Annotated in this window: 20 protein-coding genes; 10 read left to right on the forward strand and 10 right to left on the reverse strand. The window is 66.1% G+C overall.

Annotated features, from left to right (window positions below; all coding sequences use genetic code 11):
* Positions 1–62: 62 nt before the first annotated feature.
* Entirely contained in the window at positions 63–1,100 is a 1,038-nt protein-coding gene (locus tag SCLO_RS11205) for a quinone-dependent dihydroorotate dehydrogenase (RefSeq protein ID WP_066516784.1), read from the forward strand.
* A 49-nt stretch (positions 1,101–1,149) separates the two neighbouring features.
* The gene (gene ggt / locus SCLO_RS11210) at positions 1,150–2,850 is read left to right on the forward strand and encodes a gamma-glutamyltransferase (RefSeq protein ID WP_066516785.1); all 1,701 of its coding nucleotides are present in this window, start codon (positions 1,150–1,152) and stop codon (positions 2,848–2,850) included.
* Positions 2,851–2,853: 3 nt separating this feature from the next.
* Here the strand turns inward: ggt and SCLO_RS11215 are convergent, their stop codons facing one another.
* The 8 genes from SCLO_RS11215 to SCLO_RS23370 all read right to left on the reverse strand — a co-directional run bounded on the left by SCLO_RS11215 (position 2,854) and on the right by SCLO_RS23370 (position 6,143).
* Complete coding sequence (locus SCLO_RS11215; RefSeq protein ID WP_066516787.1) at positions 2,854–3,360, reverse strand: hypothetical protein; 507 nt, start codon at positions 3,358–3,360, stop codon at positions 2,854–2,856.
* Positions 3,361–3,427: 67 nt separating this feature from the next.
* On the reverse strand, positions 3,428–3,844 hold the full coding sequence (locus SCLO_RS11220; protein ID WP_066516918.1) for a SufE family protein: 417 nt from the start codon (positions 3,842–3,844) through the stop codon (positions 3,428–3,430).
* Between the two features lie 52 nt (positions 3,845–3,896).
* A complete protein-coding gene (locus tag SCLO_RS11225) occupies positions 3,897–4,130 on the reverse strand; it encodes a hypothetical protein (RefSeq protein WP_066516789.1) in 234 nt (77 codons plus the stop codon).
* Positions 4,131–4,164: 34 nt separating this feature from the next.
* Complete coding sequence (locus tag SCLO_RS11230; RefSeq protein ID WP_066516919.1) at positions 4,165–4,416, reverse strand: hypothetical protein; 252 nt, start codon at positions 4,414–4,416, stop codon at positions 4,165–4,167.
* A 153-nt stretch (positions 4,417–4,569) separates the two neighbouring features.
* Complete coding sequence (gene pspC, locus SCLO_RS11235) at positions 4,570–4,950, reverse strand: envelope stress response membrane protein PspC (RefSeq protein ID WP_066516790.1); 381 nt, start codon at positions 4,948–4,950, stop codon at positions 4,570–4,572.
* Positions 4,947–5,219 carry an envelope stress response membrane protein PspB gene (pspB, locus tag SCLO_RS11240; protein ID WP_066516792.1) on the reverse strand — a complete coding sequence of 91 codons (273 nt, stop codon included), beginning with the start codon at positions 5,217–5,219 and terminating at the stop codon, positions 4,947–4,949. Before pspB ends, pspC begins: the two co-directional genes overlap by 4 nt.
* Positions 5,220–5,223: 4 nt before the next feature.
* Positions 5,224–5,892, reverse strand: a complete 669-nt coding sequence (gene pspA / locus SCLO_RS11245) for a phage shock protein PspA (protein WP_066516793.1) — start codon at positions 5,890–5,892, stop codon at positions 5,224–5,226.
* A gap of 77 nt (positions 5,893–5,969) precedes the next feature.
* Positions 5,970–6,143 carry a hypothetical protein gene (locus SCLO_RS23370; protein WP_169800555.1) on the reverse strand — a complete coding sequence of 58 codons (174 nt, stop codon included), beginning with the start codon at positions 6,141–6,143 and terminating at the stop codon, positions 5,970–5,972.
* A 175-nt stretch (positions 6,144–6,318) separates the two neighbouring features.
* Here SCLO_RS23370 and pspF point away from each other — a divergent pair, with 175 nt between their 5' ends.
* The gene (gene pspF / locus SCLO_RS11250; RefSeq protein WP_066516795.1) at positions 6,319–7,338 is read left to right on the forward strand and encodes a phage shock protein operon transcriptional activator; all 1,020 of its coding nucleotides are present in this window, start codon (positions 6,319–6,321) and stop codon (positions 7,336–7,338) included.
* A gap of 1 nt (position 7,339) precedes the next feature.
* Here pspF and SCLO_RS11255 read toward each other — a convergent pair whose 3' ends face one another.
* On the reverse strand, positions 7,340–7,810 hold the full coding sequence (locus tag SCLO_RS11255) for an Lrp/AsnC family transcriptional regulator (protein ID WP_066516796.1): 471 nt from the start codon (positions 7,808–7,810) through the stop codon (positions 7,340–7,342).
* 94 nt (positions 7,811–7,904) lie between these two features.
* Here SCLO_RS11255 and phhA point away from each other — a divergent pair, with 94 nt between their 5' ends.
* Both phhA and hppD read left to right on the forward strand, forming a co-directional pair.
* The gene (gene phhA, locus SCLO_RS11260; RefSeq protein ID WP_066516797.1) at positions 7,905–8,756 is read left to right on the forward strand and encodes a phenylalanine 4-monooxygenase; all 852 of its coding nucleotides are present in this window, start codon (positions 7,905–7,907) and stop codon (positions 8,754–8,756) included.
* Complete coding sequence (gene hppD / locus SCLO_RS11265; protein WP_066516798.1) at positions 8,753–9,808, forward strand: 4-hydroxyphenylpyruvate dioxygenase; 1,056 nt, start codon at positions 8,753–8,755, stop codon at positions 9,806–9,808. The genes phhA and hppD overlap by 4 nt, the downstream gene beginning before the upstream one ends.
* A gap of 124 nt (positions 9,809–9,932) precedes the next feature.
* On the opposite strand, the gene SCLO_RS11270 is transcribed toward hppD, so the two are convergent.
* Positions 9,933–10,811: a 3-hydroxybutyryl-CoA dehydrogenase gene (locus SCLO_RS11270; RefSeq protein ID WP_066516799.1), complete on the reverse strand. Its 879-nt coding sequence runs from the start codon at positions 10,809–10,811 to the stop codon at positions 9,933–9,935.
* Positions 10,812–11,054: 243 nt separating this feature from the next.
* Here SCLO_RS11270 and ybgC point away from each other — a divergent pair, with 243 nt between their 5' ends.
* The 5 genes from ybgC to tolB are packed head-to-tail and all read left to right on the forward strand — an operon-like array spanning position 11,055 to position 15,084.
* The gene (gene ybgC, locus SCLO_RS11275; protein ID WP_066516800.1) at positions 11,055–11,537 is read left to right on the forward strand and encodes a tol-pal system-associated acyl-CoA thioesterase; all 483 of its coding nucleotides are present in this window, start codon (positions 11,055–11,057) and stop codon (positions 11,535–11,537) included.
* Positions 11,534–12,250, forward strand: coding sequence for a protein TolQ (gene tolQ, locus SCLO_RS11280; protein ID WP_066516804.1), 717 nt, complete (start codon positions 11,534–11,536; stop codon positions 12,248–12,250). Before ybgC ends, tolQ begins: the two co-directional genes overlap by 4 nt.
* A gap of 40 nt (positions 12,251–12,290) precedes the next feature.
* Positions 12,291–12,767 (forward strand): protein TolR, encoded by a 477-nt coding sequence (tolR, locus tag SCLO_RS11285; RefSeq protein ID WP_066516805.1) that lies wholly within the window; start codon positions 12,291–12,293, stop codon positions 12,765–12,767.
* A 20-nt stretch (positions 12,768–12,787) separates the two neighbouring features.
* Positions 12,788–13,753, forward strand: a complete 966-nt coding sequence (locus SCLO_RS11290; protein WP_066516806.1) for a cell envelope biogenesis protein TolA — start codon at positions 12,788–12,790, stop codon at positions 13,751–13,753.
* The gene (gene tolB / locus SCLO_RS11295; RefSeq protein ID WP_066516809.1) at positions 13,750–15,084 is read left to right on the forward strand and encodes a Tol-Pal system beta propeller repeat protein TolB; all 1,335 of its coding nucleotides are present in this window, start codon (positions 13,750–13,752) and stop codon (positions 15,082–15,084) included. Before SCLO_RS11290 ends, tolB begins: the two co-directional genes overlap by 4 nt.
* Positions 15,085–15,134: the final 50 nt, after the last annotated feature.

Raw genomic sequence — 15,134 nt, forward strand, 5'->3', positions numbered from 1 at the left:
AACTGTTGCCCCATCACCACAGCGACTCGACGGACGCAGCGGCCGCTGGCATAGGGGCCGCCATGTCCTATCGTCTGATCCGGCCGCTGTTTTTCGCCCTCGATGCCGAGCGCGCCCACCATATGTCCATCGCCCTGCTGCGGATGATGCCGACGCCGCCAGTCCCCCGTCCCGACCCGGTGCTGACGCAGACGGTGGCGGGGCTGCGCTTTCCCAATCCGGTGGGCCTGGCGGCCGGTTATGACAAGGAAGGGCTGGTCGCGCACAAGATGCATGGCCTGGGCTTCGGCTTCGCCGAACTGGGGACGCTGACCCCCCTGCCGCAGCCGGGCAATCCCCTGCCCCGCCTGTTCCGGCTGGAGGAGGACCGGGCCGTCATCAACCGCATGGGCTTCAACAATGGCGGGCAGGCGGCGGCGGCGGAACGGGTCGCCAGGCGGCGGCGGCCGGGCGGCCCCGTGATCGGCATCAATATCGGCGCCAACAAGGACGCCGCGGACCGCATCGCCGACTATGCGACCGGCGTCACCTGCATGGCGCCGCTCGCCGACTATCTGACGGTCAACATCTCCTCTCCCAACACGCCGGGCCTGCGCGCGTTGCAGGACCGGGCGGCGCTCGACCGGTTGCTGGGCGTGGTCATGGCGGCGCGGGGGACGGGCCGCACGCCGATTTTCCTCAAGGTCGCGCCCGATCTCGAACCGGCGGATGTGGAGGACATCGCGGCGGCCTGCATCGACCATCGCATCGACGGGTTGATCGTGTCCAACACCACCCTCTCGCGGCCCGCCCTGCGATCGCCCCATGCGGGCGAGACGGGCGGCCTGTCGGGCGCACCGCTGCATGACCTGTCGCTGCAACGCCTGCGCGACTTCCGCCGGCTGCTGGGCGCGCGTCTGCCCTTGATCGGGGTGGGCGGCATATCCAGCGCCGGGCAGGCCTATGCGCGCATCCGCGCGGGCGCGAGCCTGATCCAGCTTTACAGCGCGCTGGTCTATGAAGGGCCGTATCTGGCAAAGCGCATCAACGCGGGGCTCAAGACACTGCTCGCGAGGGATGGCTTCCAGACAGTGGGAGACGCGGTGGGCGCGGACGCCTGATGGGACGGACAGGCTTGCGGCGAAAAAAGCAGGCGATAGGGTGAGTGCCATGACTCCCCGCCTGTTCGGCCTGCTGGCCCCGATCGCCCTTGTCGCCCTGTCTCCCGCGCCATTGCCGGCGCGTGAGCCGGTCCCGGTCAATGCCACCGTTTCCGCCGCCGATCCGCGCGCGGCGCAGGCCGGGCAGGAGATCCTGCGCAAGGGCGGCAGCGCCACCGACGCCGCCATCGCGATGATGCTGGCGCTCAATGTCGTGGAACCGCACAATAGCGGGATCGGCGGCGGCGGCTTCCTGATGCATCATGACGGCGCGACCGGCGCGCTCGAATCCATCGACGGGCGGGAAACCGCCCCCGCCGCCGCCCGCCCCGACCGCTTCATGGGCGCGGACGGGCAGCCCCTTTCCTTCCGGGATGCCTGGCCGGGCGGTTATTCGGTCGGCGTGCCGGGCAATCTGCGCCTGGCATGGGACGCCCATCGCAAATGGGGCAAGCTCCCCTGGGCCGACCTGTTCCAGCCCGCCATCCGCCTGGCCGAAGAGGGGTTCGAAGTCCGCCAGCGGCTGGACAGCGCGATGAAGGCGGTCGCGCCGGTCTGGGCCGACTTCCCTGAAATCCGGAAATATTTCTGGATCGACGGCAAGCCCGCGCCCATCGGCACGATCCTCAGGAATCCGCCGCTCGCCGCGCTGTTCCGGCGCATCGCCGCCGAAGGGCCGGACGCCTTTTATCTGGGCGACAATGCGAAGGCGATCGCGCAGACCGTCACCCACGCGCCGAAAAACCCCGTGCCGATGACGCAGGCCGACCTTGCCGCCTATCAGGCCAAGCCGCGCAAGCCGGTATGCGGTCCTTATCGCGTCTATACCGTCTGCGGCATGGGTCCGGCATCGGCGGGCGGCGTCACCGTGTTGCAGCTTCTGGGCATGGTGGAACGCTTCCCGCTTTCCCGATGGGGCAAGGAGGATGTCCGGTCCTGGCATGTGATCGGCGAGGCGATGCAGCTGGCCTATGCCGATCGCGACACATGGCTGGGCGATCCGGATTTCGTGTCCGTGCCCATCGCGAGCCTGATCGATCCCGCCTATCTGAAGCAGCGTTCCGCCCTCATTTCCCCGCGCAAGGCCCGGAACGACTACCAGCCCGGCCAACCGCAGGGCGCGCAGCCGCGCACGGCCTCCCTCCCCCAGCCGGAATCGGGCACCAGCCATTTCGTCGCCGTGGACCGCCAGGGGGACATCGCCGCCTGGACCTCCACCATCGAAAGCTTCTTCGGCAGCCAGTTGATCGCCAACGGCGTGATCCTGAACAATGAACTCACCGATTTCAGCTTCACGCCGGAAAAGAACGGCGCGCCCGTCGCCAATCGCGTGGAGCCGGGCAAGCGGCCGCTCTCCTCCATGTCGCCCACCATCGTCTATGACGCGGCGGGCACGCCCATCTTCACGGTGGGCGCCGCCGGGGGCAGGACCATCATCATGCAGGTTGCCAAGGCGCTGATCGCGCATCTCGACTGGGGGCTTTCCGCGCAGGATTCGATCGCACTCGGCCTTGAATATTTCAACGGCGATGGGCTGGTGCTGGAGCAGGGCACCGCGCTGGAGGCGATGAAAGCCCCGCTGGAGCGTATGGGCCACCGCGTCACCATCTCGCGCCTCGGCCTCAAGGCCAATGCGGCGCAGCGGCTCCCGGACGGCCGCTGGGTCGGAGCCGCCGATCCGCGCAGCCCCGGCGTATCCTTGCAGGAGTGAGGATCAGCCCTTGAGGTCCAGCCCTTCCACGTTGAACCGGAAGGGAAAGGTCTGGTCGTCCTTGCCCACGGCCAGGTCGACCTTCACCGTCCTGGATTTCGCGATGGCTTCATAGGCGTTTTGCGAAGGCATGATCTCGATCCCGTCATTGGTGTCGGCCATGCGCCCTTTCCAGCGATGTTCCTTGCCGTCGTCCGTCGTCGCCGTCACCGCGCAATCGGACAGGTCGCAGCGGAACGGCGCGCCGACGAGCTTCACGGTCACATTCTTCTCGCCGTTCGACATGGGCTGCACCAGCAGCACGGAGAAGGTGTCGGGGGCGGTCATGGTCTGCACCGTGTTGATGCTGCCGATATAGGCGACCTTCGCCTTGCCGCCCTCGCCGCCACTTTCATATTTCCACGTCTGGCCGATCTGCTCGCGCTGGGTCGGCTCCTTGTCGCCGGATGAGCAGGCCGCCATCAGCCCAAGGGCCGCACCGAGGGTCGTCAAAGTCACGAAGGCGCGCATCGCCTTTCTCCTTCCGTTATCCTGTTACGGAAGGCCAACGTCCGGGCGGAATGCGCGGTTTCGGGGATCAGCCGCCGTAGCGACGAGCCGTTTCCCTGATGAGAGCAATCATGTTCGGAATGCCCTGCGTCCGGTTGGAGCTGAGCTGGTTGCGCAGGTCGAACGGGGCCAGCGCGCCTTCGATGTCCGTCGCGCCGATGTCCTGCGGCGTCCGGTCCTGCACGGTCAGCAGGACGAGCGCGATGATCCCCTTGGTGATCGCCGCGTTGCTGTCCGCCAGGAAGTGCAGCCGCCCGTCTTCGCGGACCGTGGGATAGACCCACACCGCCGCGGAACAGCCGCGGACCAGCGTGGCGTCGGTCTTGAGCGGATCGGGCATCGGTTCGAGTTCGCGGCCGAGATCGATCAGCAGGCGGTAGCGGTCGTCGGCGTCGAGGAAATCATATTCTTCGTAAAGATCGGCGAGGGCGCGCATTTCGGTCATGCCCGCCATATAGGGGGAAAAGCGGATGGGGAAACCCGCTTTTCCCTGCCGGTCACAGATCGACGCCCGCCGCGATGGCTTCCAGCTTGCGAATGCGTTCCTTGAGGTCGGCGACCTCGATCCGGGTGGCGGCCGAGGGCGGCGCGGCCTCATGGTTCCCCTGCGCCAGTTCCGCGCGCTTGAGGTCCAGCCAGCCGTTCCAGCCGCGCAGCGCCGTCGCCGCGACGATGACGAGGCCGGCCAGGCCCGCGGCCGCCATGCTCATGTAGAAAAGGGGGTCCTGCATATCGTCCTCCCTGTGGTCCCTCCGGGCCGCTTTTTCAGTCGCGGTCCCGCAATTTGTCGAATTCGCGCTCCAGCGCGGTGGAGCTGTCGGTCGCGAGCCGCTCCAGCACGGCCACGCGATCCTTGAGCGCCTTGACCTCCGCGCGCAGCCTTTCGGCCTCCGGGTCCGGGCCGCGATGGACGAAGGCTTCGCCCCTGCCGCGGCGCAGGACGCCATATTTGGCGCGGATGACGCTGGCGATGGCGGTGATCGCGACGATGGCGACGACCATTTCAAACGGATTCATGACGACTTCCCCTTGCATGTCAGGACGGCGCGGATTTCCGATTCCCTTCCCTGCGGCAGGATCGCGCGGCTATCCCGATCTTCCTCTCGTTTCCTTTTCCCGGTCGCGCAGGGCGATTTTCGACCGGCGGCGGCTCCCGTTCGATGAACGGTGTCAGCGCAGGCGGTCGATCTCGTCCGCCAGGCGGGTGTTGCGGCTGGTATAATAGATTTCGATGTCGGCCAGGCGACGGTCGATGTCGCGGAACTTGGAGCGCACGTCGCGGGTGGAGCGCGCCGGATTGGTGCGCACGCCCTGCCAGAATTTCTCGTCGTCCCGGTCGGCATAGAGGCCCGTCGGCTTGTCGTCGGCCATCCAGGCGGCGAGGAAATAGGCGATCAGCGTCCAGGGGAAGGCCCCCATCAGCGTCACCAGCACCGCGACGATCCGGATCCAGATCACGTCGATCCCGGTATAGTCGGCGATCCCGGCACAGACGCCCAGCCATTTGCCGTTCTGCTTGTCGAGGTAGAATTTGGTGCGGCGGGCGCTCATCTTACGGTCCTCCGGTCGAAATCATAATCCTCGTCCTGCGACGGACGGACGGGGCGGAAATCGGGATTGTCGGCGGCAACGATCCGTTCGACCGTCTGCAACCTTTCCTCCAACCGCCGGGCGAGCAGGTGAAGCTCGTCCAGCAGCTTCTCATCCTCGTCGGTGATCTTGGGCGCCTGCTTCCACTTGGTCACATAATGGAAGATCAGCCAGGGCATGCCGATGAACAGCATCCCGACGATGACGATGGGAAGGAAGACATCTTCCATGGCGTCATTCCCCCTTGTTCATGCTGGCCTTGAGGGCGGCCAGTTCGGCGTCCACCTTGTCGGACGAGCGCAATTCCGCGATCTCCTCCTCCAGCGTCTTGGGGACCTGGCCCAGCGCCATGGCGTCGGCGCGGCCTTCGGCCATGTCCACGCGGCGCTCCAGCATGTCGAAGCGGGCAAAGGCTTCGTTGACCTTCTCGCCGGCATAGGCTTCGCGGACGCGCAGGCGGTTCTGGGCGCTTTCCATGCGCGCGGCCAGGCTGTTCTGGCGGGCGCGGGCCTCGCGCAGCTTGGCCTGCAATTTCGCGATGTCCTCTTCCGAAGCCCTGAGCGCCTCGTCCAGGGTCTCGATCTCATGGGTCATCTGCTCGGCCATGTCGGCGGCCTTCTGCTTTTCGACGAGGGCGGCCTTGGCCAGATCCTCGCGACCCTTGCTGAGCGCGAGTTGCGCCTTTTCGGTCCAGCTTTCCTGCAAGGCATCGAGCTTGGCGATATGGCGGCGCATCTCCTTCTGGTCGGCGATGGTCCGGGCGGCCGACGCGCGCACCTCGACCAGCGTCTCCTCCATTTCGAGGATGATCATGCGGATCATCTTCGCCGGGTCTTCCGCCCGGTCGAGCAGGTCGGTCACATTGGCGGCGATGATGTCGCGGGTGCGGGAGAAAATACCCATCTGAACGTCACTCCTGGTCAAAACTTTGCCGGGGCGGGCGAGGGGGGCTTCCCGCCCCGGCCGGGGTCTTGCGGTCCTTACGCCAGATAGCGCAGGGCCGCGGGGGTATCGGTGGCCGCGAGCATCGGGGCTTCGCTGGCGCGGGCCGGGCCGACAGCCGACAGGATCACGGTCGATCCGAACAGCATGGCGCCCATGGCGACCGACAGCAATTGACCGATTTCGCGGACTTCGTTGCTCTTCTTTTCCATCTTCTTACTCCCTGAACTCTGGCCTTCAAAGGTGCCGGCTGTCTCGGCAGCGGCTTCCCTCCCGGCATTGCAGAAGCCGTGCCAATTTGCGGGAAGGGCGGAAAAGCATGGGTTTGGCGGCACATGCCGGAAATTGCCCTTGCGGAATATTGGGAAATTTCGCCATAAGTTGGGAATGGAGAAGAATACGCAGTTCGTCGGGCAATCGCTGGCCTTCCTCGACGCGGTGGAGCAGGCGGGGCGCGCCGCCGAACTCAACCGCCCGGTGCTGGTGATCGGCGAGCGCGGCACCGGCAAGGAGCTGGTGGCCGAGCGGCTGCATCGCCTGTCGCGCCGCTGGGGCGAGCCGCTCATCATCATGAATTGCGCGGCATTGCCGGAGACGCTGATCGAAGCGGAACTGTTCGGCCATGAGCAGGGCGCCTTCACCGGCGCGACCCGCGCGCGGCCCGGCCGGTTCGAGGAAGCGGACGGCGGCACCTTGTTCCTCGACGAGTTGGGCACGCTTTCCATGGCGGCGCAGGAGCGATTGCTGCGCGTCATCGAATATGGCGAGGTGACCCGCATCGGCGCGTCCCGCCCGGTGACGGTGGACGTGCGGATCGTCGCCGCGACCAATGAGGACCTGCCCGCCGCCGCGGATGCGGGCCGATTTCGCCCGGACCTGCTGGATCGGCTGAGTTTCGAGGTCATCACCCTGCCGCCGCTCCGCGCGCGGGAGGGTGATGTGGCGGTGCTGGCGGATCATTTCGGGCGGCGCATGGCGGCGGAACTGGAATGGCCGCAATGGCCGGGCTTTTCCGCCGCCTGCATGGCCGAACTGGAGGCGCATGGCTGGCCCGGCAATGTGCGCGAGCTTCGCAATGTGGTGGAGCGGGCGGTCTATCGCTGGGACAATCCGGCACGGGCGGTCAGCCGGATCGTGTTCGATCCGTTCGATTCGCCGTGGAAGCCACAGCCGATGACGCCCGCCGCCCCGGCCTTTCATGACGATGCGCGGCCCGCGCCCCTCCCCTCGCCCGATCTCGATTCTATCACCGATCTGAAAGCGGCGGTGGAAGCGCATGAAGCCGCCATCGTCCGCGCGGCGCTGCAACGCTATCGCTATAATCAGCGCGCGACGGCGAAGGGGTTGGGCCTCAGCTACGACCAGCTGCGGCATTGCATGAAGAAACATGGGTTGTCGGCGAGCTGACCTACACCGGCAGCGCCGTCGTATATTTCGTCATCGACAGCGCGAAATGTGACGCCGCGCCCTGCACGGACGGATGGGACAGCACCACGTTCATCAGGAAATCATTATAATCCGCCACGTCCGCCACGACGATCCGCAGCAGATAGTCCCATTCGCCGGACATGGAGAAACACTCCACGATCTCCGGCCGCCCGTCTACGAATTGCTCGAAGGAGGCGCGGGCGTCGCGGGCGTGGCTGCGCATCCGGATGTTGCAGAGTACGTTCACCTGCCGCTCGACGCTGGCCGGATCGACCAGCCGGACGGCTTTCAGCAGCACGCCCGCCTGCTCCAGCGCCTTGATCCGCCGCCAGCAGGACGCCGCCGACGCGCCTACCCGTTCGGCCAGGTCCGCATGGCTGATCGAGGCATCGGCCTGCAACAGGGCGACGATCCGCCGGTCGACCGCATCGAGTTGACGCTCCTGTTTCATAAGATGGATATATCCGAAACTTCATTTCACGATAACCCTTTTCATCCAGAAGTTTGAAACGATTTTTCCGCGATTTCGTGAAATACTCCTCGCCATGGCCCATATCCATGCGCGCCCACCCGAAGGCGCCGCCGCAGACTGGACGATCCCGCAGGACTGGAGCGCCTATACGCCCCAGGATCATGGCGTATGGGACCGGCTCTTCGCGCGGCAGGCGGCGATGCTGCCGGGCCGGGTGGTGCCGGAGTTCCTGGAGGGGCTCGACATGCTGCGCATGACGAAGCCGGGCGTCCCGGACTTCGAGGAATTGTCGGAGCGGCTGATGCGACGCACCGGCTGGCAGGTGGTGGCTGTGCCCGGCCTGGTTCCCGACCGGGTCTTCTTCAAGCATCTCGCCAACCGGCGCTTCGTCGCGGGGCGCTTCATCCGCACGCCCGAACAGCTCGATTATCTGGAGGAGCCGGACGTTTTCCACGACGTGTTCGGCCATGTGCCGCTGCTCGCGCACCCGGTTTTCGCCGATTATATGCAAGCCTATGGCGAGGGCGGGCTGCGCGCCGAGCGGATGGGCGCGATCGAGCGGCTCGCGCGGCTTTACTGGTATACGGTGGAGTTCGGACTGATCCGGCAGGACGGCGAATTGCGCCTTTATGGCGCGGGCATCGTGTCGTCGCATGGGGAGTCGATCTTCGCGCTGGACGATCCTTCGCCCAACCGGCTGGGTTTCGACCTCCGGCGGCTGATGCGCACCCAATATCGCATCGACGATTATCAGCAGAGCTATTTCGTCATCGACAGTTTCGAGGACCTGCTGCGCCAGACCGTCGAGACGGACTTCGCGCCGCTCTACCGCGAGCTGGAGGGCACGGACGATCTGGAGGCCGATGCCGTGCTTCCCGAAGACCGCGTCTACACGCTGGGCACGCAAGAGAGGACCGCCCCATGACCGCCACGCCGCATCATCCGCCCGAAAATCCGCTGGGCCTCAACGGCTTCGAATTCGTCGAGTTCACCTCGCCCGATCCGCAGGCCATGGCCGCGCAGTTCGAACAGCTCGGCTTCGTGCCGACGCACCGCCACCCGGCGAAGAACATCACCCGCTACAAGCAGGGGCGCATCAACCTGATGCTGAACCGCGACGATGCCGGGCGGGTGGCGGCCTTCCGGGGCGAGCATGGCCCGTCGGCCAGCGCCATGGCCTTTCGCGTCGCCGACCCTGACGCCGCGATGCGCTGGGCGCTCGACCATGGCGCGAAGCCGACGGACGAGGACGATACCGTCATCCAGGGGATCGGCGGCTCCTATCTCTATTTCGTCAGGGATGGGGAGGACCTCTATGCCGACTGGGCGGAATTTCCCGGCTGGCGCGAGGCGGAGGCGGAAAACAGCGTGGGCCTCGACCTGCTCGACCACCTCACGCACAATGTCCGGCGGGGGCAGATGCGGGTGTGGAGCGAGTTCTATCGAACCCTCTTCCACTTCGAGGAACAGAAATATTTCGACATCAAGGGACAGGCGACCGGGCTTTTCAGCCAGGCGATGATCGCGCCGGACCATGCGATCCGCATCCCCCTCAATGAAAGCCAGGACGACAAGAGCCAGATCGAGGAATTCATCCGAGAATATCATGGCGAAGGCATCCAGCACCTCGCCCTCACCACCCCCGACATCCACGCCACGGTGGAGAAACTGCGCGCGCGCGGGGTGCGGTTGCAGGATACGATCGAGACCTATTACGAACTGGTCGACAAGCGCGTCCCCGGCCATGGCGAGGATCTGGAGCGGCTGAAGAAGAACCGCATCCTGATCGACGGCAGCGTGGAGACGGGCGAAGGCATATTGCTCCAGATCTTCACCGAGCCGATGTTCGGGCCGATCTTCTTCGAGATCATCCAGCGCAAGGGCAATGAAGGCTTTGGCAACGGCAATTTCCAGGCTCTGTTCGAGAGCATCGAACTGGACCAGATAAGGCGCGGCGTCATTTCGGTCGACGCCTGAGCGCCCGGCCCGTGCGGCACGGCTCCCCCCTCGCGCTGCATGGGCCGCCTTTCTATCCTCCGTTCGTCCTGAGCCTGTCGAAGGACGAACGGATTTGGGGAAAAGTCGCTGATCTCAATCGACCTCACCGCGTAGGAACAGGCTCCGGCCCCGAATAGTCGTAGAAGCCCTTGCCGGTCTTGCGGCCGTACCAGCCCGCCTCGACATATTTGACCAGCATCGGCGCCGGGCGGAATTTGGGATCACCCGTGGTCGAATAGAGCACCTTGCAGATTTCGAGACAGGTATCCAGCCCCACGAAATCCGCCAATGTCAGCGGACCCATCGGATGGTTGAGGCCCAACTGGATCGCGGTGTCGATGTCCTTCACATTGGCGACGCCCTCGCCCAGCGCGAAGCAGGCTTCGTTCAGCATCGGCAGCAGGATGCGGTTGACGATGAAGCCCGGCGCGTCGAACGCATGGACCACCTGCTTGCCCAGCTTCACGGCATAGGCCTCGATCGCCGCCACGGTTTCAGGCGCGGTGGCGAGGCCGCGGATGATCTCGATCAGGGCCATGACCGGCACCGGATTGAAGAAATGCACGCCCACGAAGCGCGCGGCGTCGGGCGCGGCCTGCGCCAGCCGCGTGATCGGGATGGAGGAGGTGTTGGACGCCAGGATCGCGTCCGCGCCCAGCAGCGGCCCGACATTGCCGAAGATCGCGCGCTTGATGTCCTCGCGCTCGGTCGCCGCTTCGATCACCAGTTGCGCATCGGCCAGCGGAGCCACGTCGCCCGCGGGCTTGATCCGGGCCAGCGCGGCGTCGGCGTCGACCTGCGCGATCTTGCCCTTTTCCACGCCCTTCGCCAGCAGCTTCGCGATCCCCGCAAGACCTTTTTCCGCGCGGGCGAGGTCGATGTCGGACAGGATCACGTCATAGCCCGCCTGCGCCGAAACCTGCGCGATGCCCGCGCCCATCTGCCCGGCGCCGATGACGCCCACGGTGCGAATATCCGTCATGATTGCCTCAAATCCTTCCGCCTGAATCAGCCTGTCGCCATTCCCCTAGAGCGTTTTCCCATGAGTGAAAACGCTCCGGTCTTTCCATGCCGCATTTTCCGAGCCGTCGACCGTAAACGGCCGACTTGAAAATGCTCTGGCGCGAAGGAAGCAGGACGGACAGCCCCATGGCGCGGGCGGGACGGGGGGGCGGCGGCATTTTCCTGCTTTGCGCCGCCCGCCGATGATGGTTAAAGGCTGGACATGATTTCCGACGCGCCCGATGCGCCTTCCCTGTCCGCGCCTGCGTCCGGCCGTTTCGCCGCTGGAGAGCATCGCTTTCCCCTGCGCGTCTATTTCGAGGATACGGACCTGTCGGGCCTGGTCTACCACGCCAATTATCTGCGCTACATGGAGCGCGCCCGGTCCGACATGCTGCGGATCGCGGGCATCGGCCAGCGGGCCGCGCTGGAGGAGGGCGAAGGCGTCTATGCCGTCACCGACCTGCATATCCGCTACCGCCGCCCCGCGCGCCTGGACGACGACCTGACCGTGGTGAGCCGCGTGGCGGACGTCAGCGCCGCCACCTGCTCCATTCAGCAGACAGTCATGCGGGGCGAGGAAATATTGACGCAGGGCGATGTGTCCGTCGCCTTCCTGACGCCCCAGGGCCGCCCGCGCAGGCAGCCCAAGCCCTGGACCGACATTTTCAGCCGCCTGATGAGAGGGGAAGACATCCACCCATGAGCCTTGCCATGCCCGCCGTCGGCGCAATGGGCGCCGTTGCCGCCAACGCCACCATATCGCCGCTCCATCTGTTCCTTCAGGCCGACATCGTCGTGAAGGGGGTGATGGTCGGCCTGCTGCTGGCCAGCATCTGGACCTGGGCGATGATCATCGGGTTCAGCTTCACCCTGCGAAGGGCGAGCAAGCAGAGCAACGCCTTCGAAAGCGATTTCTGGAAGGCGGAGGATATCGACCGCTTCTACGAAGCGCGCGGCAAGGCGGAGTTCCCCGCCGCCAAGGTGATGGCGGCAGGCGTTTCCGAGTGGCGCCGCTCCACCGCGCAGAAGGTGATCGACCGCGACGGAACGCGCGACCGGCTGCACACGGCGATGAACAGCACCATCGCGGCGGAAGTGGACCGGCTGTCGGACCGGCTCAATATCCTCGCCACCATCGGATCGGTCGCGCCGTTCGTCGGACTGTTCGGCACGGTGTGGGGCATCATGCGCGCCTTCACCGCCATCGCGGCGGAGCAGCAGAGCAGCTTGGCCGTGGTCGCGCCGGGCATTGCGGAGGCGCTGTTCGCCACCGCCATCGGCCTGTTCGCGGCGATCCCGGCGGTCATCGCCTACAACCGGTTCAGCCATGGCATCAACCGGCTGGAAACCCGCCTGTCGCGCTTCGCGGACGGCTTCTATTCGACGCTGAGCCGTGAACTGGAGACGCAGCGGTGAGATATGTCCCGGATGCTATTCTGAAAAGAGGAGCGCGCTGATGGCCATGTCCGGTCCATCCAGCCGCCGGGGGCGCGGGCGCGCGCCGATGGCGGACATCAATGTGACGCCGCTGGTCGACGTCATGCTGGTGCTGCTCATCATCTTCATGGTGACCGCGCCGCTACTGGTGACGGGCGTGCCGGTGAACCTGCCCGAAACCCGCGCCAAGGGGCTGGATCAGGACGCCAAGCCGACGGTCGTGTCCATCGACCGCGACGGCGGGCTCTATATCGACGAAACGCAGATCAGCGACGCCGACCTTCCGGGCCGCCTTGCCGAGATCATGTCCGCCCATGCGGGCCAGCCGGAGCCGCCGCAGATCTTCCTGCGCGCCGACACGGCGCTCGATTACGGACGGGTGATGCGGGTGATGGGCGAGCTGAACCGGGCGGGATTGAACAAGGTCGCGCTGGTCAGCACCGGCGCGGAGAATGGCGGCAACGCGCCGGCGGATGTCAGCGACGGTTCAGAATAGGGTTCATAGGTTCTCAAGGGATGGAGCGCGCGGAAAAAATCGGCCTGGGCGTCGCGACGGCGGGACATGTCCTGCTGTTCGGCCTGCTGTCGGCCGGTTTCCTGGCCACGCCCAATCCGCTCAAGCTCAATTCCCCGCCGATGGACGTGAGCCTGGTGGACGAGGTGGCGCTGCAATCGACCGCGCCGCGCATCTCGACCGAGCCGCCTCCGCCCAGCGAGGCGCCGGAAAAGGGCCCGACCGAGGACGCCGCTCCCGCGCCGGAGCCTGAACCCGCGCCTGCGCCCGAACCCACGCCCGCGCCGCCCAAGCCCGCGCCGACGCCTCCGAAGAAGGAAACGCCCAAGCCCGCTCCGGTTCCCAAGCCTGCACCGCCCAAGAAGGACGTGCCCAAGGCCGCGCCCAAACCGAAGCCCGCGCCCGAAAAGCCCGCGCCCGCCAAGGCAAAGCCCGCTCCGGCCAAGCCCAGCAAACCGGCGGCCGCTTCTTCCACGCCGAAAAAGAGCGATGCTCCGCCCAAGAAGGACGCGCCCGCCCGCGCGTCGGGCAGCGGCAAGGCGGACAAGCCCAAGGGGTCGCTGCTGGGGAACGACTTCCTCAAGGGCATCGACACCTCTTCCGAAACCCGGTCGCGTCCCAGCGCGCCCGCCGCTTCCGCCATGGGGCCGCAGCAGAAGGCGGCGCTCGACGCGGAACTGCGCCGCCAGTTGAAGCCGCATTGGCGTCCGCCTTCGGGCGCGGACGCGGATCAGTTGGTGACGCTGCTCGAAGTGCGGCTGGACAAGAATGGCCGGGTGATCGGCACGCCGGAGGTGATCGACCAGTTGGGCGTCACCGCGAGCAACCGTCCGCAGGCGCAGCTCCACGCCGAGCGCGCCATCCAGGCGGTGAAGCTGGCGTCGCCCTTCAAGAACCTGCCGCCCGAATATTATGAACAGTGGAAATGGCTGAAGCCACTCCGCTTTGACGCGAGGCTTAACCGATGATGACGACCCTGATGCGCCGCCTCAGCATGGCGGCGGCCACGCTGCTCGCTTTCACCGCCGCGCCCGCGCTGGCACAGCTTTCGGTCGACGTGACCGGCGAGATCGAGAGCAATCTCAAGATCGCCGTCCCCGCCCTCCCCGCGCAGACCGAAGTGTCCACGCCCGCCGGTTCCTCCAACGAACTGGGGCGCAAGATCGCGGAGGTGATCGCGTCGGACCTCAAGGGCTCCGGCCTGTTCGACCCTTCGGGTCCGGGCGGCCTGCCCGCCGTGGGCTTTTCCGAAGTCACCTTTCCCCAATATGAGAAATGGGGGGCGTGGCAGGCGCTGGTGCAGGGCTTCGTGCGGACCACGGGCGGAGAGGCGGACATCACCGTCGGCTGCTATCTCTACGACGTGGCATTGAAGCAGGAACTGACGCGGCAGGGCTATGTCGTCGCGCCGCGCGACTGGCGGCGCGCCGCGCATAAATGCGCCGACGCCATCTATGCGCGCCTGTCGGGCGAAAGCCCCTTCTTCGACAGCCGGATCGCCTATATCGCGGAAAGCGGACCCAAGGGGAACCGGACCAAGCGGCTCGCCATCATGGATTCGGACGGCGCGAACCACCGCTTCATCACCAACGGCCAGTCGATCGCGCTGACCCCGCGCTTCTCGCCCGACTACAAGTCGATCGTCTATGTGAGCTATCTGGGCAGCCGGGTACGCATCTACATCTACGACATCGGCACGGGCAAGCAGCGGCTGGTGACGGAAAGCAACAACCCGACCTTCGCGCCGCGCTGGTCGCCCGACGGCCGCAACATCCTCTTTTCCATGGCGGTGGCGGGTAATACCGACATCTATCGCGTGTCGGCCAATGGCGGCACGCCGGTGCGCCTCACCAACACGCCCGGCATCGATGTGGGCGGCAGCTATTCCCCGGACGGGCGGCAGATCGTGTTCGAAAGCGACCGTTCGGGCGGGCAGCAGATCTATGTCATGAACGCGGACGGATCGGGCCAGCGCCGGATCAGCCATGGGGGCGGCCGTTATGCGACGCCCGAATGGAGCCCGCGCGGCGACCTCATCGCCTTCACCAAGCTGTCGGGCGGCTTCAAGATCGCGGTGATGACGCCCAATGGCGACAATGAGCGCATCCTGACGAACGGCTGGCAGGACGAACAGCCCACATGGTCGCCCAACGGCCGCGTGCTGCAATTCTTCCGCACCACGGCGGGCCGTCAGGGCACCAGTCAGGTGTGGCAGGTCGACCTGACCGGGGTCAACGAACGCCGCATCCCGACGCCGCTCAGCGGGTCCGACCCGGCTTGGGGACCTTTGCTCCCCTGAGCAATTTTCTGTGGATAACGGAACCGCATCGTCTTGACAGCGTAACGAAG

Source organism: Sphingobium cloacae (assembly GCF_002355855.1).
GTDB lineage: Bacteria > Pseudomonadota > Alphaproteobacteria > Sphingomonadales > Sphingomonadaceae > Sphingobium > Sphingobium cloacae.